Raw genomic sequence first — 20,246 nt, forward strand, 5'->3', positions numbered from 1 at the left:
CTTACTTTCTCACTTTCCAGATTACGCAGTCAGGCGCAAGCAAATACTTCTTTTCATTTGGAAATGCTCTCTCGATCTCCTGTTTAAGAGGTGTCTGACCAATGCACATGGCAAAAAGAACTCCGCCATCCTTTAAGGTCTCATAAGCATTTTTTACTGCGACCTCAGGATCAGTACACTCTCCTACGCCGTTCAAAACTACCATGTCGCTTTTTCTATCATCGTTTTCCTTGATATACTCTGACTCAGGCTTTAACTCCGCTAGGATATTAAGGAAATGCTTTTGGATATAATCGTTAGATGCACCATATTCAATAATGAGCTTGGCGTCCTTACTCCTTGTGTGTTCTCTGATGAACATAGTGTCCAGCATTGCATAGCAGATATCATACTGAGAGATTACTGGATCGCCGCCGACAAACGCAGCGTGAGCATCAAGATTATTAAGGATCAGCGTTGAAACAGTAGTATTGTCAAAGTAGTCATGAAACGGAACTCGTCCCTTGTTAGAAAACCAGTCCTCAAGGTCTAGCAACACTTCATCCTTCTCTTCACTTTTATAAAGATATTTAAAACCCTCTAGCGCAAAGTTTCCCATATATCTCCCCAGCTATCTTTTCAAGATTAAATAGCTCTTGTCCTCTGTCGTAAGATGCTTTGGACATCTTATCAAGATCACTTTCCGTACAAAGTTTTACGAGAATGTCTGAAAAGCGCTCTGCATCACCGATAGGAGCGCTAAGCCCCGCTTCGTCATTACCAATACAGTCTCTATAAGACTCAATCTGCGTAATAGCCATAACACAGCCTGTGCAAAGAGCTTCTGTCATGGCGTTTGGAACGCCGCCTTCCATGTCACTTGTAGAAGCAAATATCTTTGCCTTCTCATATTCTCTGTGAAGCTCTTCTTTATCACTTATATTATCGATCACTATGATCCTATCTGCTATCTCTAAGTGGTATTCCATGAACATATCCAGATATTCGAAAAATCCTGGATCAATAGGACCTATAAGCTTCAAAGTCCAGTCAGGAAGCTTATCAGCGGCAATAACAAAAGCATCAAGAAGGGTCTTTATCCTCTTTTGCTCCTCTATGATCCTTCCCACGTACAAAATGGTGTTATCTCTATCAGCTATTGGAACGTAATCCACCTTGCTAGTACCTTTTACAAGGTTATAATAGCCATTTCTCTCGCACTCTATGTTCCAGTCCCACTTTTCATTTAAGAACCTTGTCATGGTTGCATCTGACTGCCACATAAGGTCCATATTGTCAAAGTAGCTAAAAAATGGATCTTTATAAAACACCAGTCTGTCTGCGTACTCGATATTCATATCAAGGGCGCAGGTCTTCATGCACTTTGCACCAATTTCTCTTAGATATTCGGACATGAGTAGATCGTGGCTTGTAACACCATAGAACATGAAAAGATCGATATTATCTATATTCTTTCGTATGTATTCTTTTTTACATTCAATGGAACTATCTTCAAGAACTACGAAATTTATACCTTCAAGATACTCAAGATATGTATATTCTTCGCCTGGACCAGTCACCAAAGTAACTTCACATCCATGATTTTTGTGAAGAAGATACGGAACAAGCGCAATATCTTTGGCTAGTTCTACATTATACCAGGGCCTTGGCTCCCATACTATAGATGTTATTCTGTGCATTGTAACTCTATCCCCCTCAGGTCCAGTACTTTTCAGCTCATCAATATACTTAATTATACATCAAAAAGCGCCTATTATTTGATATAATAACTGTTGTAATCATGTGTTGGAGGTGCCTAAATGACTAATTCAAAAGATCATAAGTATCCTTGCATTATCCCTGCTGTTCCAGAAGATTTTAATAGAGCCAAAGCTACTCTTCATTATCTATTTGAATTTCTTCCTGTGAGCAAGATCGTATTCATAGGCCCTTCATCCCTAGAACCACTAGTTAATGAAACTGACGATTCTGATCTGACTATCGAATATATAAACGAAAACTCCTTAGTACCTTTTTCTAAGGTAAAAGAAGTTTATGATCCAATATTAGCTGCTGCCACTACCAAAGCTATATCCACCGTAAACTGGTATTATCAGCAGTTTCTAAAGATGGCCTACGCAAATGTCTGCGAGGAAGAATACTATCTTTCCTGGGATGCCGACACTATTCCTGTCAAAAAAATAGAAATGTTCTCAGATAGCGGCAAGCCTTATTTTGACGTTAAGCCAGAATTCAACACCAGCTATTTTGTCACTATCGAAAGACTTTTTGGCTATACCAAGATAATTCAGGACTCCTTCATATCTGAGCACATGGTCTTTAACAAGGACTTCATGCTTGAAATGATCGCCGAAATTGAGAAAACCAGCTTTGAAGGAGAAGCCTTTTATGAAAAGATCCTGTCAGCTGTAGGCATTGATAATCTAAAACTTGGTTTTTCTGAGTTTGAAACCTTTGGAACCTTTGTTGCTATGCGTCACCAGTCTGCATATATGCTCAGAAAGTGGAAATCTTTCAGAAATGCAAACTTCTTTGTGGATATCTCTGATATCACTCCAGAAGATATAAAGTGGCTTTCCAAGGATTATCACGCCGCAACCTTTGAAAAATACCACGAAACTGAAGACATACTAACAGGGCTTTTTAGAGATCCTCGTTACAGAGAAAAGTTATCCCCAGAGCAGTTCTACATAGCAATCCTTGAAAGCGGCGCCATGGGTGAATACAAAGACGGCAAGCTAAAAGTAGGCGATAGTTACTACCCTATCTAACAAAAAAATTACAGCTCTTCATCGATAGTAACATTCATTTCTGGGAAGGTGTCTCTTTTTAGATTAAGAGCCATGCCCATTTTAAGGCCACTTGGCTTATCATCATTTAGTAAGATCCTCTCTCCATAGGGAGCATTAAATATAATATGGTCAAATCTAATAGAATTCCTTTTTAGGAATTCTATTGTTTTTTCACGATATTCGTCAGTTCTGGATGTAATGAATACGACCATATCCTCTTTTGGGATCCCATCAAGGAACTCTTTTGCTCCAGGCAAAAAAGAATCCTCGCCATCTATCTTGTAGCCATTGTGCTTCACTATAGTGCCATCAATATCCAATATCCAGGTATGTCCAAGCTTTGATAAAACTATATTTTCCATGTCACTCCTCAAATTCATGAAGATAAAGTTGTGTCCAAGTACTGTTACTAAGGCCGCCATCTGCAATAAGAGGGTTGTTAGTCATATACTCACTGTCATACTTTTTCCAGTAGAACATAAGCTGCAAAGGATCGATAATGATTGCAGCATTTTTAAGAAACTTCCAGTAATGCATCAGTTCATCATCACTTTCTTCAAGAATTCTTCCTAATATCACTCTCTCATAAAAGCTTCCGGCAAGATAGGATTCCGGATCCTTATAGGGTCCTATCTTATGGCATAAAGCCATTCTTTCCTCTTTACTGTAACCCAAAACCGAGAACACATCGTCCCTAGGGGTGAGCCTGAATACCCTGTCATACTGATATCCTGTGCTTTCCTCGTCGCGATAGGTATTTTCTAATCTCTCATCCTCTCCCGAGCAGGAATAAAACCTCTTTATATCTCCAATTGTTCCGAAGGTCATGAAATCTGTAAGTCTAAAAGGATATGTCATAAGAGATGAGTATCCCCCTAAAAACTCTATTCTGCCTTCAAGTCCCTCCTGTGCTACAGGGTAAAGCTTTATCATATTTCTCATGTAGCTTAAAAAATCCGGCAAAAAGAACCTCTGATCAGTTCTTGTCTTTAAAACATATTTTATATTCTGATCTTTTTCAGCAAGATCCACTCCCTTTAATGAACTAAATGCCTGGAGTTTTACATTTGTCTTACCTGTTATTTCAGGCTTTTCATTTTCTAATACAGTAATGCCTGCTGCTTCAAGCATATATCTAAGCTCCGGAGTGACTTCGCCCATCCAGGTAGATAAGATAATGGTTGTAACAGGATAAAGTCTTCTGTAGTACAAAATAGTCTCTAATGTGAAGTCACCTTCATAGAGAACTGGTCCCTGGATCACTATAGCAGTATCAGAAAGTTCAATTCTTGGATATATCTTTCTTACTGAAAAATGCCACAGCTTGTTCAGAGTGTAGTAATCCATATTTATGGCATTTAGCTTCACCATATTTCTGCATATTTCCAGGACGCTTGCTTCTTCTATGGTTTCCATTGGAGGAGCAGGGACGTCAAACCTGACATTGAGAGAGATGGTTCCTGCCTTGCCCTTCACTGCCTGAAGGCTATCATAAATAGTTTTATCATCTGTCTCATCAAGGCACTTGGCATATTGTTCCATAATAGCAAGAGCATCTTGTATAAGGCTTTGCAATATTGACAGGATCCTTTTTCTCTCAGGTTCCTCCAATGATATCAAGGCAATATTTGAATGCTCATGAGTAGAAAAAAAGCCAAATGTAAGTTCAATATACTGAGAAAAAGCCAGCATATCCTGCTGCGCAGCTACGATGCAGCTTCTAAAGTCATCCTGACCAAGATGCTGCATTGCTATCGCAGTGTCTTTTTCCACCTGATTAAATTTGTCTACTACTAGCTTCTTAAAAGCTGCAGAATACTCCATCTACCTACTCCTTAGTTCTCAACTGATAAGATTTCTCCAATTGCTCCGCCTGGATGGTTTTCCTTAAATCTATCCAGTGAAACGTCCATTCTTCTTGCAAGCTGCATTGCAATCATCTGAAGCACAATAAGGAAACAGGTAGTGGAATTATTAGGAATGATATTCCATGGGTCTCCTTCATGCTCAAGAGGAATAATAAGCTTATTGTCTACATACTTCACCAAAGTTCCATTTTCATTACAGCTCATAAGCCAGAGCTTTACACCCTCTCTCTTTTTGATGAGCTCTGCCAGATAAACTGATTCTGTAGTGCTACCGCTCTTTGTAAGTATTATTAAAACGTCACCTGGATGAACCAGTCCCATTTCACCATGTACCGCGGAATTTGTATGTAAGAATCTGGCATCAAGGCCAAGGGAAACCATTGTTCCCTCAAATTTTTCGCAAATAGGAACATTCTTGCCAAGTCCTGATGCGATAACTTTGTGTCCGCTCTTTAAGGCCTTCTCACAATCAAGGATGAGTCTGTCCATCTCACTCATTGATATTCCCTGAAGGGCGCTATTGATGAAGTTCATATTTCTTGAGAAATAGCTGTAGGCGCTTTCCATTCCAAGGGCTTCTTCAAGATAATAAAGGCCATTATAGAAGGCTCCACAAATAGAATCGTAGTCTTCCCAGGCATAGGTAGTAAGACTAAGCCAAATAATAGCAAGTAATATCTTTACCTGACGTCTTGTAACTTCCCCTTCTAATAACTCAAAGAAATACTCTTCCATGTTTTCCCAGCTGTTAGAGCCTATATCCAAAGTTACATCTTTGTCTCTGATATCAAGACTAAATCTCTTTAAGTTAAACTGATCATAGTTGCTAAACAAACTGTAATAAAGCTTAACCCAGTCATAGGCTGCATCGCCGTAAAACTCAGTGTTACCAAAATATCCTCTTGGATCGATAAATACTGGATCAGAGTCGTGCCTTAAAACTGTGTTACTAAAGGTGCAATCTCCGTGGATCAGCACAAACTCTCTTGGAGCATACTGCATTACAAGGCGCTCAACCTCTTCCTGATGGTAAAAGATATTTCTACACTCTCTACCATTTATAGTGACCACAGGGTCATTGGCAAATGGAACAAGATTTCTTACTTTCTTTAATCTGTCGTAGGTCTTATCAAGGTAAGCTACTCTATAGCTCTCCTCATCATAAGGAGCACTTTCCATCTGATGTATTTCTTTAAGTCTTCCAATTATCTTTTCAAGAACATATTTCTTTTGCTCAGTAGGAAGATAAGTATACTCATAGATATTCTTACCATCTACCAGCTCCATGACCAGTGGATCATAGGAATAAATAGCAGGTATGCCATCAAAGTTTTTACCCTGCATCTTCTGATACCAGGCGCATTCTCTTACTGCAAGCTTCTTGCCCTGTTCATCAATGCCTTCTTTTATGACCTTATCATTGTCGATGGTGATCTTATTAAAAGGTCTGCATCTCATCTTAGGGAGCTTATTCCACTCACTGTAAAGGCCGTATTCTTTGGTTCTATAAAGAGGCTGCTCTTCGAATTTAAGCCCCTTGCCTTTAAGATATCGTACAAACTCTCCATCAGTAGGAAGATCATCAATATAGCTCTTATTCTTGAATATGAAGTGACCTGCGACACCGTATTCATCGCTTCTTTCTTCAACAAACTCACCGTTTTCATATTTCCAGCGGCATGAGAAGTCCTTAGAAATACCGATAATATTATTGTCTGTTTCTGGAATCTCATAATCATCAGACAGCACAAGATCGCACCAGATGAGCATAAATCTCTGTCCATCAGGCACGTAGCTAAGAGCCTCAGAAAGTCCCGCACAGGTTCCGGTGTGTCCTGAGCCTGACACAAGCTTATAATCTACTGTCGCAAACTCGCGAAGGTAGCGTTCTAAGACATCAATCTTATAATCTCCGATGATGATGTATTTCTTTTCGGGATATTTTTTGAATAAGTGAAAGATCATTGGAAGGTTATTTACTGGAACCAGAGCTTTTGGCTTATTCCTTGTAAGAACCTGCATTCTTGATCCTTTTCCGCCCGCCTGAACAATTATATAATCAAGCATATTGCCTCCTTTGTTGCATCAGTAAACCCTTGCAACTATCTGTTTTTCATACTGCTCATCCTTAACATCTTCAATCTGTCTTCTATCTCCGATCTCATCGCTATTGCAGTACTTATAAGGGATATTGACTTCATAAAGGCTTGATAAGCCTCTTAAGTATTTCTCATAGATCAGATCTATATGTCCAATGTCTACAGCCTGATATCCAGCCTTGCATAGGTCATAAGCAAGAACAGTGGCTGTAGGTCCAAGAGAAATAAGAAACAGTGTATCTTTATCTCTCTTTAACGCCTCATCATAAATATCCTGATATCTGTCAAAAGCACTTTCAGAAGGAGCAAGGATTCTTGTTATCTCCAAAGCTCCATCTAAAAGATCATTTCCAACACCCATTCTGGTGTACTGGCCTTCTATTACGGTAACTTTCCTTCCTTCCCAGATTTTCTTAAGAAGACAAACGTCCCCGTCATTATCCATTCTATGCATAACTGCATTGGCATAGGTCTTGTTTTCTTTTAAAAGCTCAGAATGGAAGCGTCTTACCATAGGTCTCATATAGGCTCTTACGCCATCCGCATCGTCTTCTTCTAGTCCCTGCAATGAGCTATAAAAGTTAGGGTTAAGACCAACTAAAAGATCAGGAACATCTACCTCTAGCACTTCTCGAAGCCTCTTTCCAAGCTCTTCTGATTCGCCCTGGAAGTTCCATCTCTTTGTGCCTGCTATAGCGGCAAATTCGCCATCCCCAAGCCTTGCTATTGACTTCTTTTCCTCAATGATAAGGCGCAGTGTCTCTTCGATTGAGAGCATCTTAGGATAGATCACATCCACCTTATAGTCAGGTGCTGCCATTTCATATGGAAGGCTATCTATCCTATATCTATTTATCCTTGCCATCTTGTAGATAGCTGCAATCTGTGCCTCAGTGTTCTCATCAGTAACCTTACGTCCTTCAATTATCTGAATGAGCTGTGACAAAAGTCCATTAACTTCAGACTGCCACTTTTCCAAATTTTCTATTCGTTTCTCAAGTTCAGAGTAGTCCATAATAATCCCCTGCAGTTTAAATGTTTTCTACGATTGCCTTTAATAATTCATCTTCCCACTCGGGTCTATACTGATATGCCTGTAAAGATTCAAGGCCATTTAATTGATACAAATGGTCATATATATTGGCATCTCTTTCCATTACCATCCCATCAATATCCATATATGTAGGATGAAGGCAAGTGATATTTCCTTCTCCAAGAGCTATCAGATCAAGTATCCCACTCCTAAAGCCAATAAATCTCTTAAAGGATCTTGATAAATTGTATAGCTCCACCAGTTTGGTAGATAAAGGGATCGTCCCTTCAACTAATGTTTCATAAGGAAGATTGTTGTAATTACAGTAGACCTCATAGCCCTTAGCCTTTATCATATCTACCATTTTTTTCCAAAATGACTCTGGAATATCACCCTGCTGAGTTCTGGCCGTTGGAAGGATCATGACTGCATTACTATATTTGCTGGCACTTTCCGGAGGATTTGGCGCTATAGCGCCATTCTTTATACAATTGTCATCAAGCTCTAGAAATTCACGTCTTGATTTATTCATGAAATTATGGTCCCTGACTCCCATGAACATAGAATTAAAGGACACGCCTGAATTATTAAGTGAAATTGTATAATGGAAAAATCCATACCTGATATGATCAGAATACCATAACTGATTAAATCCGATATATGACTGCAACGCTGTAATTTCCTCAGCTGTAAGTCCCAGCACATCATCTATCTGTGTAAATAACTGTGCCAGTTCAGTTTGATATTCAGGAACTACTGCCAATATCTGCTTGCAACCAAACTTTTTCTTGTATGCATCTAAAAAGATGCATACCCAAAGCGTATCACCGATATGTTGAGGATTGATGATAATATCCATTCCTTCCGGTCTGTTTTCCTTTAAAGCGTTATATATTTCCTCACCCTTTAAGTACTTCTCTGCAAGTGCAGCAATTCTTGCCTGAAAAACATTATCCATGCGGTCCTCCCTTATACGAGTTTTTTTAATCTACTAACTCCTATATGCGCCGGGTTGTAATAATCAAATGTAAGTCTATGTATAGCCTCAATATCTGGATCATTATCTATAAAAAGAGTTTCCACTCCCTTTTTGATATTAACCAGTTTCTCTACTTTCTCACTACTTTCTGAAATGATCTTATAGCTGATCTTAAGCGCCAACTCTTCAATATCCTCGAATCTGCCTTCCATAATGAGCATATCCCTCAAGTCATTGGTATAAGCAAACATCTCTTTTAATTTCTCTTCCAGAGAAAGCTTGCAGCTATCGTAAGTATATGACACCAGCTCTCCTGTGAAGTTTGCAATCCTTATCTGTCTGAACATGCTAAGGGCATTTTCATCAAGGACTCCATATGTAGCAAAAAGTTCAACACTCTTTAGATAAAAATCGTTGTACATACCGTGAGAATAAGTGTAATATTTGCCCACAGATGCGTTCATGCCTGATACGTTCACGTATGAATTAAATCTATACAGGCACTTTGGGTAATATGCAAATGAGCGAACCTTAGGCAAAACCTGAAGATTAAAGAAATAATCAGCTCCAAAGATATCATTTCTAAAGCGGACATCCTTGATTACACTCTTTTTGTATACGTTCAGCTGATTGTTAAGTAGTCCTGCCCTCATGATTCTTTCCCAGGCTCCTCTGCACTCAGCATCGCCTTCTAGTACAAAAGGCTCTTTGCTAAACTCTATTACTTTATCGGCATCCTGAGTCAGAATGTTTTGGTTTTCATCGCATTCTGTAGAATTAACTGCAAAAAGAAACATATCTGTTCCAAAGCACTTTAAGTAATTTGCTGCTGTAATAAGTGCATCTGGCATTAAGAGGTCATCAGAATTTAAAAATGTGATATACTCTCCTTTTGCCTTGGAAATGCCTATATTAAGGCTCTCATATATCCATTCATCAGCATGAATAACGCTTATCCTATCATCAGCTTTTGAATAATCATCAGCCATTACGCCTGTTTTATCAGTTGACATACCCTCAACGATGATGAGTTCCCAGTTTGAATAATCCTGATCCAAGATACTTTGGACTGCCTTTGGGAAGAATTTCTCATTATTTTTAACAGGCATGATCACAGAAATAAGTGGTCCATTAGTGCATACTTTTTTATCAACGCTATTAAGTACTGAATATAGCTCATGGGCTATTTTCTTATAGTCGTATTTATCCTGATAATCCTCAAATGAGCGCTTACATTTTTCCTTAAGGCTATCCTGATCTGAGCATAGCTTTCTAAGAACTTCTGCCAAAGATAAGGCATCTCCAGTTGGCACCACCTCGCCGCTAAGGCCGTACCCTGCTGCCTCTTTGGCCACATCAATATTTGTAAGAGCAAGCGCAAGGCCAGCGCTCTTAGCTTCAGGAATTACATTTGGAAAGCCCTCGGAATCTGAAGTAAGCGCAAAGATCTTGCTAGCAAGGAATTCTTCATGAAGCCTTTTCTTATCAGTTACCTCTCCGGTAAAGATAACTCTCTCTTTAAGCTCAGGGTTTCTATCAAAGAAATCATCTATATATTCGTTAAAATCTTCTGCAACCGGGCCAACTAGTTTTAATGTCCAATCAGGGAATTCACCTGCTATCTTTGCAAAAGCCTCAAGCAAGATATCATTCCTCTTTTCCTTTGAACCAATTCTGCCAACAGTTACTATCTCATTTTTCTTTGAATCATAGTCAGGCACAGTAACAGTATCAATACCAACTGGGTAATATCCGCATCTTACTACATCAATATCCATCTTCCACTTTACCGCTATGAATTTTTGCAAAGTCTCAGTAGCTGTGGATATCACGTCACAGTTTTCATAAAACTCGTCATACTTCTTTTCAAAACGAGGGATATTATTTATCCAATAGGAATTAGCATCAAGCGCAAGGTATATAACGCCGTAAGGATTAATCTCCCTATAGATCTTGGAAATATGGATGTTGTCATCATAGGTTCCAAAAAGCATCAGGCAGTCTATGGAATGGCCCATTTCCTCGATCCATTTTTTCTTTGAATCAAGATCATAGCTTTCAAGCTCCACCATTTCTGTTCCTGACACAAATTCTTTAGCTGGATAATCGACATTCTTATCAAGCCCTACCAGATAAACCTTGCACCCCTCTTCCTTATAGAGTAGATAAGGAACAAGCCCTATATCCTTAACAAGCTCAGAATTGTTAAAAGCTCTGTTATGAGGCGTCATTGCAGCAACTGTACGAATGTTTCGCTTTGCCTTACTGCTTCTTTCAGGCAATTTATACTCAGGCACAGCTCCTTCTCTATAATCTGTAATCACATCTACCATGCCAAAATCATAGGTAGTATAGCAATCTATCAGGGCTTCTTCATGTTCCTTAACAGCTACTACTGTACTTCCATCTTTTTCAGGAAGGCTTCCACCAGAAAGAAGTGACACAACCTTAAGACTGCATCCATCTATTCTGTCATAAGCTGTATTTGAAAAAATGCACTCGGAATCTGGATGCATTTCTTTTAATATGCCATCAATATAAGCTGAAAGCCACTGAATATCTCCGCCCACGCAGACAACTTTCATAGCATCAGGCGTTTCCATAGCTTTTTTGATCACCAATAAGATGATCATAAAAAAGGCTTCTATAAGGCCTTGATTACCACTAAAGGAATTTGAAAAGAACTCAAAAGAGCGCTTTACTATAGCGTCTATGGACTTATCCACAGTATGAAGAGGGAGTCTACTATAGTTCTTCAAAGTGTCTTTATAAGAAAAGATTTCCTGAAGCTCCCCGTTATTTTCATACCAATATTTAAAATCTGAATAAGTTACTCTCCCCATTTTTCACCCTATCATAACGCCATTTTCATTCAAAAGTGATGCCAGCATAGCCATCACAGCTTCATCCTCTGGCTTTTTCTCCACAAGGACGACATCAAAAGAACCTTCCCCGTAGAAATCAATGACTTCTTCTATTCCAGGAAGGATATTCTCTGTTTTCTTGGCAATATCAGCCATTTTGCTGTTAGGCTCTATTCCAACTATCTCGCTATGGAAATATAAGTATTTAAGAGCTTTGATATCAGCACCGATGCCGCATCCATAGCACAGTATCATAAGTCTGCCATCAGTGTCTTTATCTATCTCTTGGATAAATGACAGATTGACATGCTTTGCTGCCTCTACATCAAAGCCCTTCTCCTCAGATAATTCCTCAATCTGAGCTTTGGTATCGTTATCGTCTGCCTGTAGCCTTGTGTTATAAATAAAGCTATTTCTTACAAGCATTGATCTGTAGCCCTTTTCTAGTAGCTTAAGTGCAAATGCTTCATCGATGGCTTCCCTTGATGAATATTTCTCATCTAGGCCATTAACTTCGTTCCATACGCTTCTCTTTACGAGCATTGCATAGCTTGATAGGGATACTCTCTCGATACATGGTCTTTCCATAGGTATGTTATTTCTCATACCAAAATCCATGTACTCTTTTTCTGTATCATAATGAACATCAATAGCCTGTTTATTACCTGCAATATTAGATACACAGCCTACCGCTCCAATATTATTCTCTGAATAAAGAGCTGCTTTAAGGAAATATAAGGTATCAAAAGCAAGCCTTGTGCTGCTATCAAGAAGAAGAATGTCGCAGCTATCATAGCCCTGACCAGCAAGCTCATTTATAGCCTTGCTTATCCTTGCTCCATAGGTTAAGCTATCATCTTTTGCCGCATAAATTATGGTATAGCTGTCAGCATTAAGAACGCTTTCGACGCTACCCCTACACTCATCAAGATCTTTTTTATCAAAGTCATCTGAAATGACGATCACTACTCGTTTGTCTCTATCATTAGTCTGAGCAAAGTCTCCAGTATTTACATTGCCGCTTTGCATAGCAAGGATGTCATCCTGCCAGATTTCCTTGTATCCATCATTAAATTCCATCTGAGCAAGCTGAAGCATCTTCTTGGCTGATAGCTTTTCCTGATATTCCGGATTATCAAAAAAGTTCTTGTGATCCTCTCTAACTTCCTGACCTTTTTCAAAAGATATCGCATCAAAGTCCTTACTAAGCCATTCAAAGTCCCTGTCACAGATAGTATTTAGTTCAAAGAACATGGCTCCCATTCTAAAAGAGTGCCAGTCTCGAAGCTTATAAACTGATGGATATCTAAGAGCCACATAGGTTCCGTAGGTTTCAAACTCACTAAAGGATGAATCAAAGATCTTATCTGGTTCTATGGCACTTATAATCTTTTCCCAGAATTTCTCGCCCTCAAGCTCTTCATTTTTTTCAATATCAGCAATGAGGTTCTTCATAATGTCGCATTTCATGAGCATATGCTCTGAAATAAAGGATCTTTCTATTACCTTCTTAAATCCAGGAAGGATCTTACCTAAAGTCTCAAAGTATTCAGGATGAAACTCGTGCTTTAAATCTATATAGGGCTGACCTGTTTCATTACTGAACATATTGATAGGTCTACATGGCACCGTATCTCCATCCCAGACCATGTAATACTCATCTTTGCACATAAAGGCGTACTGCATCTTAAGAAACTGCTGATAATACCAGCCTGTTATACCTCTAGGCAGCTCTTTTCCTCCAAGTACGCTCTCAAGTCTCTTGCTTATTACCTGATGAACATCATCAAATGCTATTACATCATTTTCATTAACCCATGTTATGTGATCACGGATCTTTTCATTGGAAAAGGCTACGTCCCTAACTGCTTCATTTCCAATAAAGCAGATCTTTCCATAAGAAAAATTATTCACAAGCCTTTCGTACATACCAAGAAGTCTCTGGCAATCCTGTGCTGTTACAACTATTAGTACGTCAAAATGGTTGTCGTTTTGCATAGTTACTCCTTAATATCTTTTCTCTTCTTTAACCAAGTCCACGAGCCACAACATCATACTCTTCAAGTCTCTTTGGCAAAGCCTCTACACTTGGATAAACTGGAATGCAGGAAATAGCAAAGTTTCTTGCTGCTTCATTTTCCTCTACGCCACATACATCGGCATTTGGATAGAGATAATGAATATGTCCCAGCATATTTCCACAACCTGAGCCTACATGAACCAGACTAAAGTGGCTTTCTTCTGTGTAGCCCTTATCTGCAAGACTCATGATGAAGTTGTATTCATTTCGGCTCATTCCTGCATAAAGTGTACTGTCAAAGCCCCACTTTTCTATTACTATCTTTCTGTGCTTAACGAAGAGTTCATGAGGATTCTCAACCCTGATAAAGCTCTGGCTTCCCACATGATAAATAAAGGAATTGTGGCAGACCATAGTTCTATAGCCCAGGTATCTGATGTGAAGACAGATATCATCATCCTCCACATACCCTGGATTAAAGCGCTCGTCAAAGCCTCCTGTTTCATTCCAGGCCTCTTTCCTCACAAGAAGTGCAAAGCCGCAAAGCTTACTCTGCTCCTCAAGAGAGTTTTTCATATAGACATTAAACTCTGCGCCGTGTTTAACGTATTCTTCAGGATCATTAAATTCAACTTCATGAATCTGATCAGCGTCAGCGTAGTTCTGAACCGCACCTACTGCACCTATATCATCCGCTGCATATAGTCCCATTCTAAGCCAAAAAAGAGCATTTGCAGGAACTCTTGTATCGTTATTTAAAAAGAATACGTCATAATCATCGGAAATATACTGGCAAGCAGCATTATTACCACCAGAAAAGCCAAGGTTTGTCTCATTTAAGATGACCATAGCTTCGTCGTGATTTTCTCCCCATTCAGATAGCCACTTAGCTGAGCCATCTTTGGAACCGTTATCAAATATGACAAGAAGATAATCATTAGGATTGCAGTTGTTGTATATGCTCTCTATACATCTCTGCATAAGGAACAGCTGATTATATGACAAAATAACGATGGCAGTCTTTTTGACTTTGATAGCATTATTACTTGCTAGTTCCTTTTTCTTATTCTCTAATCTTGTTTTTGCTTCTGTATCATCACAGAGGAAATGTGCATTTTCATAGCACAAATAAGCCTGGCTGGCATTCTTACTTACAAGATCATCCCCAAGCTTCTCATATTCTTTATAGGTATCTTTACTGAGGTATTTGAGCCTGTCTTCGATGACAATCCCATCTGAACCGGAATACATTCCCGTGTGCTCATTGACTGCGGAACTTTCACTATCTCCCCAGGTTTCCTTGTAACCTTCCTTATATTCAAGCTGAGCTGCCTCCAGCATCTGCCTGGCTGTGAGTTTCTCCTGATAATAAGGGTTATCAAAGAGATTTTTATTATCTTCCCTGACAGAATGGCCTTTTTCAAAAGAGATCGCATCAAAATCCTTGGAAAGCCAGTCAAAATCCCTGTCAGAAATAGTATCTATCGAATAGAAAGTTCCTCCCTGTCTAAAGGAGTGCCACTCTCTAAGCTTGTACATACTAGAATGCCTAAGGGCTACAAAAGTGCCATAGGTCTCAAATTCACTAAAAGCAGAATCCTGTATCATCTCTGCAGGAATTGCCTCAATTATCTTTTCCCAAAAGCTATTGCCTTCAATAGCTTCATTCTTTTCTATTTCCTCTATAAGTTCCCTCATAACCTTTGTATTTATGAGCATATGCTCTGAAATGAAGGATCTCTCTATTACTTTTCCGAATCCTGGAAGGATCTTTCCAAGGGTCTCAAAATATTCAGGATGATATTCATGCTTTAGATCAAGATATGGTTTTCCTGATTCTTCCTGAAACATAGAAATTTTGTGACATGGAATAGTATCACCATCCCAAACCATGTAATACTCATTTTCACATTTTAATGCGTATTGCATCTTGAGGAACTGCTGATAATACCAGCCTGTTATTCCTCTTGGAAGTGCCCTTCCAGCCAAAAGCTTTTCCATCTTTTTGGTCATGCAGGCATGAACCTTGTCAAAGTTAATAATGCTGTCTTCATTTATAAAAGAAACTCTGGATTCATCAAGTGAACTGCCATCTATGACACTTTTTACTTCATCAGTTCCAACAAAAAAGATAGTACCAAAATCGATATTTGCTACCAGTCTAGGATACAGAGGCAAAAGTCTCTCACAGTCCTTTGGAGTAATGACAACTAAAGTATCAATATTATTATCGCCACTTTCCTTTACATCTTCATTTTTTAAAAGATTTCCCAGTTCCATGATCAGCTGATTTTCCTTTTCTTTATCATAGGCAAAATTATAAATTGTATTATCTCCAAGAGCCTGTGGATTTGATGGAAACTCATATACTCCATTCCCTTTATCCGTCCACTGTTCAGAATAGATTATTGCTAAATTAGCATCGCAGGCTGTCAGATAGTCGCATATCCCACTTCTAAGTCCTATAAAAAGATCAATATACTGTGATAATTCCTGCAATTCATCAAGAGATGAAGCAAGGGGACTAGTCCCGGGAATCATTACTTCCGTCTTAAGACCGTTATAGTTTGTATATACCTTCTTATGAAGATTTTCAGAAATATGCTTTGCAAGGCGCTGCCAAAAATCTATATCGATCCCTTTGAAAGTATTTGCACTTGGCATTAAAACAACAGCGTTTGAATACTCTTCTTTTTTCTTTTCATCAAAAGGCTTATTTTTTTGCATTTTTGATGGTTCAATATCTGCCCCCAGCCCTAAAATAGCCTTTCTTTCCACGCAGATATCAGGAAAATCTTCCAGATAAAGAGATAGTGCATAAGAATCTTTATTCACAAGAATAAATTCCCTATGATTTCCAAGAACTATATGATTCTGATTCCATAGTTCATTTCTGACTATATAAAGCTCTAAGGCTTCCATCTCTGCAGGTGTTATATCAAAAACCGCATCAACAGCAGGATATTTATTTATTATGCTAACTTGAGATGTCTTGGTCACATACATTAATCTACAGTTGTTCTTGGCCTTATAGGCTTCTGCATATGCCGCCAGCCACACAGTATCGCCAAGCTGCGCTGAACAGATAATTATATCTGTGTTTTCTGGTCTTTTATCCTTAAGAACATTATAGATTTCTTCCCCAACAAGGTATTTGTCATTGAAAAAAGTCACAAATTCATTCCATTCCATAGCTTTTTCCTTTAATCTCAAGCTGAATTATTGGCAGGATAACCACTCCAAGAAGCTAACTCTTCCTATTCCTCCGCCATGATCATATCCACTGCTGTTGTACTCTCTGTCCTTATATTCGTCGTCATTGTACTTCTGCCAAAGAAGATCAATTGTGCTTCCATCAACAATGATAAACAGCTCATTTCTGTAATAGTCACTATCTTCAAGAGTGAATTTAAGCTTAAATCCGAGTTTTTCCAGATAATAACTAACAAACCAGGCTTCAGCAAAACGAAGTCTTCCAAACTGCTCTGCATTGACCCACTCTACATTAGAGTCTTTTCCCCAGTCTCTGGTATCAAGCGGGCAATCAAAATAATTCTCCACATCATCTATCTCACCATAGATGAACATGTCGCAGGTATTATAAACTCTAAATGAAAGCGTAGTAGTGCTGATAGCTATAAGTCTTTTCTTTTGAGTTGTGTTTATTTTTATTGGGAACTGGTCCAGGAGTTTTTCCATGTAGAAAAAGAGATTAGGAGTATGGAATCTCTGATCTGTTCTGGTCTTGCACACTCTCACGCAGCCAAGCTCTCTTGCTTTTCTGATGCCTTCTATTGAAGATACTGTCTGATAGGCACAGTTAGCATATCCTGGCTTTTCTGGAGGGTCATTTAGCAAAACTATTGCCCCCAAGCTTTCAAATCTTTCTTTCTGATCCCCTTCACTCTTCCAGGTAGATACGATTATCTCGCACTCTGGATATAACACTTTGTATAATTTAACTGATTCGTAAGTGAAATCGTCTTCTTTTTTGATGGGTCCCTGAAGTACGATAGCTGTCTTATATTTAGCGCTGTTATGGGATCTTATGCCTATTTCATCGGCTTTTTTAGGTCTGTAAACTTTAGTTAAAAACTCCCCATCATCATGGATTCTTTCTGTTCTTTTGATGACAGTTAATGAAGTTTCAAGCATTTCAATTCCCTGATCATACAGAAATTCGATCTCATCTGCATCATCTATGTCAAAGCTCTCAAACCTTTCTAACAGATATTTTAACAGATCAATATAGTCAGAAAGCTTGTATACTGCTGCACTTTCATGTTCATAATAAAAAATAAGGGATTCCATCAGAGTATTCGAAGAAGTGAGTAGATTTTTGATACCCTCTACTGCTGTTGAAAACTCAAGATTACAGATAAATGTTTTTGATCTTTTATGTGCTTCGATCAATTTTGCTAATGCATCCATGATCAAATCTTTCATATCAATTCCCCCAAATATGTCATATAGTATTATTTTACCATATTACACGTATTTTCGTATATTAAGCGTACTATCAAAGGATTCTTCTTTGATACAAAAAAGAGCTCCGGTCACCCGGAGCTCTCCTTGGTAGTCTGCAATGTTTTGCAAGAGACTGCTTATTAGCCGAGAAGTGAAAGAACACCCTGATTTGTCTGGTTAGCCTGTGCCAGCATTGACTGTCCAGCCTGTGCAAGGATGTTGTTGTTTGAATACTTAACCATCTCGGTAGCCATATCTGTATCACGGATAAGTGATTCAGCAGCCTGAGTATTCTCTACTACGTTATCAAGGTTCTTGATTGTGTGCTCAAGTCTGTTCTGGATAGCACCGAGGTCAGATCTCTGCTTAGATACTGACTCAAGAGCTGCCTTGATTGAAGAAATAGAACTCTTAGCTACGTCATGTGAGCTAACAAGAAGTGCGTTAACACCAACCTTTGTAGCGCTCATATCCTGGATGCAGATGTTGATCTGGTTCTTAGCACCAGTCTCAGATCCAACCTGAAGATTCTTGTTAGTAAATGTACCATCAAGAAGATTCTGATTGTTGAACTGAGTTGCAGCTGATGTACGTGAAATCTCAGATGAAAGAGCATCAAGCTCTGACTTGATATATCCACGATCTGCTGATGTCAAAGTGTCGTTAGCAGCCTTTGTTGCCAGCTCATTCATTCTCTGAAGCATATCATGTACTTCGTTGAGGGCACCTTCAGCTGTCTGTACTGCAGAAATACCATCCTGAGCATTTGCAGAAGCCTGTGTGATACCTCTGATCTGACGTCTCATCTTCTCAGAAATTGAAAGACCTGCTGCATCATCTGCTGCTCTGTTAATCTTGTAACCAGATGATAACTTCTCACTTGACTTTGACTGGATACCAGTTGTGATACCAAGCTGTCTGTTTGCGTTCATCGCTGTGACGTTGTGTTGTACTACCATAATATAATTCCTCCTTGAATTTGTACGGCAGCTTCCATGCTGCTCGTTTGCTTTGTTTTGAAATGATTTCAGTGCTGGCCCAAAATCATCTCTGTTTTATTTTACACTCTTATTATCGACTATAAATATAAAAACTTTAGGGGCATTTTTAAAAAAAATATATTAATTATTTTTTTCCATCTGAAAAAGGCTCCAGCACTGGGCTGAAGCCTTGAAATTTTTCTGAATTACTGAAGAAGTGAGAGAACACCCTGGTTTGTCTGATTTGCCTGTGCAAGCATTGACTGTCCAGCCTGTGCAAGGATGTTATTGTTAGAATATCTAACCATCTCTTCAGCCATATCTGTATCACGGATAAGTGACTCAGCTGCCTGTGTATTCTCTACTACGTTATCCAAGTTCTTAATTGTATGCTCAAGTCTGTTCTGGATAGCACCAAGATCGGATCTCTGCTTTGAAACTGACTCAAGAGCTGCCTTGATTGATCCAAGAGCTGACTTAGCAACATCATGTGTGCTAACTTCAAGTTCATTTACACCGATGTGTGTAGCTGACATTTCTTCGATGCAGATGTTGATCTGGCTCATAGGACTTGTTTCAGCACCAACCTGAAGATTCTTGTTTGTGAATGTTCCATCAAGAAGGTTCTGGTTGTTGAACTGTGTAGCTGATGCTGTTCTTGTGATCTCAGATGCAAGTGCGTTGATCTCTGATTTAATGTATCCACGATCTGATGACTGTAATGTGTCGTTTGCTGCCTTTACTGCAAGTTCGTTCATACGCTGAAGCATATCGTGTACTTCGATAAGAGCACCTTCAGCTGTCTGTACTGCAGAGATACCATCCTGTGCATTATCAGATGCCTGTGTAAGACCTCTAACCTGTCTTCTCATCTTTTCTGAAATTGCAAGACCTGCTGCATCATCTGCTGCTCTGTTGACTCTGTAACCTGATGAAAGTTTCTCACTTGACTTTGCCTGTACGTTTGTTGTTATACCAAGCTGTCTGTTCGCATTCATCGCAGTTAAGTTGTGTTGTACTACCATATCTTATCCTCCATGAACGGGGCCCGCTTCCATGCTGCCTTTCCATCTCTGTTTTTATGTGCAGCTTACGCGGAGTCCCTTCCATGGCTGCTAAGTTTTTTGTTTTACACTAGTAATAT

At 39.0% G+C, this 20,246-nt stretch carries 14 protein-coding genes; 1 reads left to right on the plus strand and 13 read right to left on the minus strand.

The window, feature by feature from the left end:
• Position 1: 1 nt before the first annotated feature.
• Together BUA02_RS03375 and BUA02_RS03380 are read right to left on the minus strand one after the other, a co-directional pair.
• Positions 2-598: a hypothetical protein gene (locus BUA02_RS03375; RefSeq protein ID WP_072700944.1), complete on the minus strand. Its 597-nt coding sequence runs from the start codon at positions 596-598 to the stop codon at positions 2-4.
• Complete coding sequence (locus BUA02_RS03380) at positions 570-1,679, minus strand: glycosyltransferase family 4 protein (RefSeq protein ID WP_072700946.1); 1,110 nt, start codon at positions 1,677-1,679, stop codon at positions 570-572. Before BUA02_RS03380 ends, BUA02_RS03375 begins: the two co-directional genes overlap by 29 nt.
• Positions 1,680-1,799: 120 nt before the next feature.
• Here BUA02_RS03380 and BUA02_RS03385 point away from each other — a divergent pair, with 120 nt between their 5' ends.
• Positions 1,800-2,771, plus strand: a complete 972-nt coding sequence (locus BUA02_RS03385; RefSeq protein WP_072700948.1) for a DUF6492 family protein — start codon at positions 1,800-1,802, stop codon at positions 2,769-2,771.
• A gap of 8 nt (positions 2,772-2,779) precedes the next feature.
• On the opposite strand, the gene BUA02_RS03390 is transcribed toward BUA02_RS03385, so the two are convergent.
• From BUA02_RS03390 to BUA02_RS03450, 11 genes are all read right to left on the minus strand, one after another.
• Positions 2,780-3,154: an HAD family hydrolase gene (locus BUA02_RS03390; protein WP_143147366.1), complete on the minus strand. Its 375-nt coding sequence runs from the start codon at positions 3,152-3,154 to the stop codon at positions 2,780-2,782.
• A gap of 1 nt (position 3,155) precedes the next feature.
• The gene (locus BUA02_RS03395) at positions 3,156-4,616 is read right to left on the minus strand and encodes a WavE lipopolysaccharide synthesis family protein (protein ID WP_072700951.1); all 1,461 of its coding nucleotides are present in this window, start codon (positions 4,614-4,616) and stop codon (positions 3,156-3,158) included.
• A gap of 11 nt (positions 4,617-4,627) precedes the next feature.
• Positions 4,628-6,727, minus strand: a complete 2,100-nt coding sequence (locus BUA02_RS15550) for an SIS domain-containing protein (RefSeq protein WP_242946464.1) — start codon at positions 6,725-6,727, stop codon at positions 4,628-4,630.
• Between the two features lie 18 nt (positions 6,728-6,745).
• Positions 6,746-7,774, minus strand: coding sequence for a GT-D fold domain-containing glycosyltransferase (locus tag BUA02_RS03415; protein ID WP_072700953.1), 1,029 nt, complete (start codon positions 7,772-7,774; stop codon positions 6,746-6,748).
• Between the two features lie 16 nt (positions 7,775-7,790).
• Positions 7,791-8,750: a hypothetical protein gene (locus BUA02_RS03420; protein ID WP_072700955.1), complete on the minus strand. Its 960-nt coding sequence runs from the start codon at positions 8,748-8,750 to the stop codon at positions 7,791-7,793.
• Positions 8,751-8,761: 11 nt separating this feature from the next.
• Positions 8,762-11,614, minus strand: a complete 2,853-nt coding sequence (locus BUA02_RS03425; protein ID WP_072700957.1) for a glycosyltransferase — start codon at positions 11,612-11,614, stop codon at positions 8,762-8,764.
• Between the two features lie 3 nt (positions 11,615-11,617).
• On the minus strand, positions 11,618-13,633 hold the full coding sequence (locus BUA02_RS03430) for a DUF6492 family protein (protein ID WP_072700959.1): 2,016 nt from the start codon (positions 13,631-13,633) through the stop codon (positions 11,618-11,620).
• Between the two features lie 28 nt (positions 13,634-13,661).
• The gene (locus BUA02_RS03435) at positions 13,662-16,847 is read right to left on the minus strand and encodes a DUF6492 family protein (RefSeq protein ID WP_072700961.1); all 3,186 of its coding nucleotides are present in this window, start codon (positions 16,845-16,847) and stop codon (positions 13,662-13,664) included.
• Between the two features lie 27 nt (positions 16,848-16,874).
• Positions 16,875-18,101 (minus strand): WavE lipopolysaccharide synthesis family protein, encoded by a 1,227-nt coding sequence (locus tag BUA02_RS03440; RefSeq protein WP_072700963.1) that lies wholly within the window; start codon positions 18,099-18,101, stop codon positions 16,875-16,877.
• 161 nt (positions 18,102-18,262) lie between these two features.
• The gene (locus BUA02_RS03445; protein WP_072700964.1) at positions 18,263-19,081 is read right to left on the minus strand and encodes a flagellin N-terminal helical domain-containing protein; all 819 of its coding nucleotides are present in this window, start codon (positions 19,079-19,081) and stop codon (positions 18,263-18,265) included.
• A gap of 227 nt (positions 19,082-19,308) precedes the next feature.
• Complete coding sequence (locus tag BUA02_RS03450; protein ID WP_071176966.1) at positions 19,309-20,127, minus strand: flagellin N-terminal helical domain-containing protein; 819 nt, start codon at positions 20,125-20,127, stop codon at positions 19,309-19,311.
• Positions 20,128-20,246 lie beyond the last annotated feature (119 nt).

Origin of the sequence: Butyrivibrio hungatei DSM 14810, assembly GCF_900143205.1 — a bacterium.
In the GTDB taxonomy this organism is placed as follows: domain Bacteria; phylum Bacillota; class Clostridia; order Lachnospirales; family Lachnospiraceae; genus Butyrivibrio; species Butyrivibrio hungatei.

What these genes read in the sequence shown, in the direction of transcription:
- BUA02_RS03375 (WP_072700944.1), bottom strand. Translation starts at nt 598, where the DNA reads ATGGGAAACTTTGCGCTAGAGGGTTTTAAATATCTTTATAAAAGTGAA.
- BUA02_RS03380 (WP_072700946.1), bottom strand. Translation starts at nt 1,679, where the DNA reads ATGCACAGAATAACATCTATAGTATGGGAGCCAAGGCCCTGGTATAAT.
- BUA02_RS03385 (WP_072700948.1), top strand. Translation starts at nt 1,800, where the DNA reads ATGACTAATTCAAAAGATCATAAGTATCCTTGCATTATCCCTGCTGTT.
- BUA02_RS03390 (WP_143147366.1), bottom strand. Translation starts at nt 3,154, where the DNA reads ATGGAAAATATAGTTTTATCAAAGCTTGGACATACCTGGATATTGGAT.
- BUA02_RS03395 (WP_072700951.1), bottom strand. Translation starts at nt 4,616, where the DNA reads ATGGAGTATTCTGCAGCTTTTAAGAAGCTAGTAGTAGACAAATTTAAT.
- BUA02_RS15550 (WP_242946464.1), bottom strand. Translation starts at nt 6,727, where the DNA reads ATGCTTGATTATATAATTGTTCAGGCGGGCGGAAAAGGATCAAGAATG.
- BUA02_RS03415 (WP_072700953.1), bottom strand. Translation starts at nt 7,774, where the DNA reads ATGGACTACTCTGAACTTGAGAAACGAATAGAAAATTTGGAAAAGTGG.
- BUA02_RS03420 (WP_072700955.1), bottom strand. Translation starts at nt 8,750, where the DNA reads ATGGATAATGTTTTTCAGGCAAGAATTGCTGCACTTGCAGAGAAGTAC.
- BUA02_RS03425 (WP_072700957.1), bottom strand. Translation starts at nt 11,614, where the DNA reads ATGGGGAGAGTAACTTATTCAGATTTTAAATATTGGTATGAAAATAAC.
- BUA02_RS03430 (WP_072700959.1), bottom strand. Translation starts at nt 13,633, where the DNA reads ATGCAAAACGACAACCATTTTGACGTACTAATAGTTGTAACAGCACAG.
- BUA02_RS03435 (WP_072700961.1), bottom strand. Translation starts at nt 16,847, where the DNA reads ATGGAATGGAATGAATTTGTGACTTTTTTCAATGACAAATACCTTGTT.
- BUA02_RS03440 (WP_072700963.1), bottom strand. Translation starts at nt 18,101, where the DNA reads ATGAAAGATTTGATCATGGATGCATTAGCAAAATTGATCGAAGCACAT.
- BUA02_RS03445 (WP_072700964.1), bottom strand. Translation starts at nt 19,081, where the DNA reads ATGGTAGTACAACACAACGTCACAGCGATGAACGCAAACAGACAGCTT.
- BUA02_RS03450 (WP_071176966.1), bottom strand. Translation starts at nt 20,127, where the DNA reads ATGGTAGTACAACACAACTTAACTGCGATGAATGCGAACAGACAGCTT.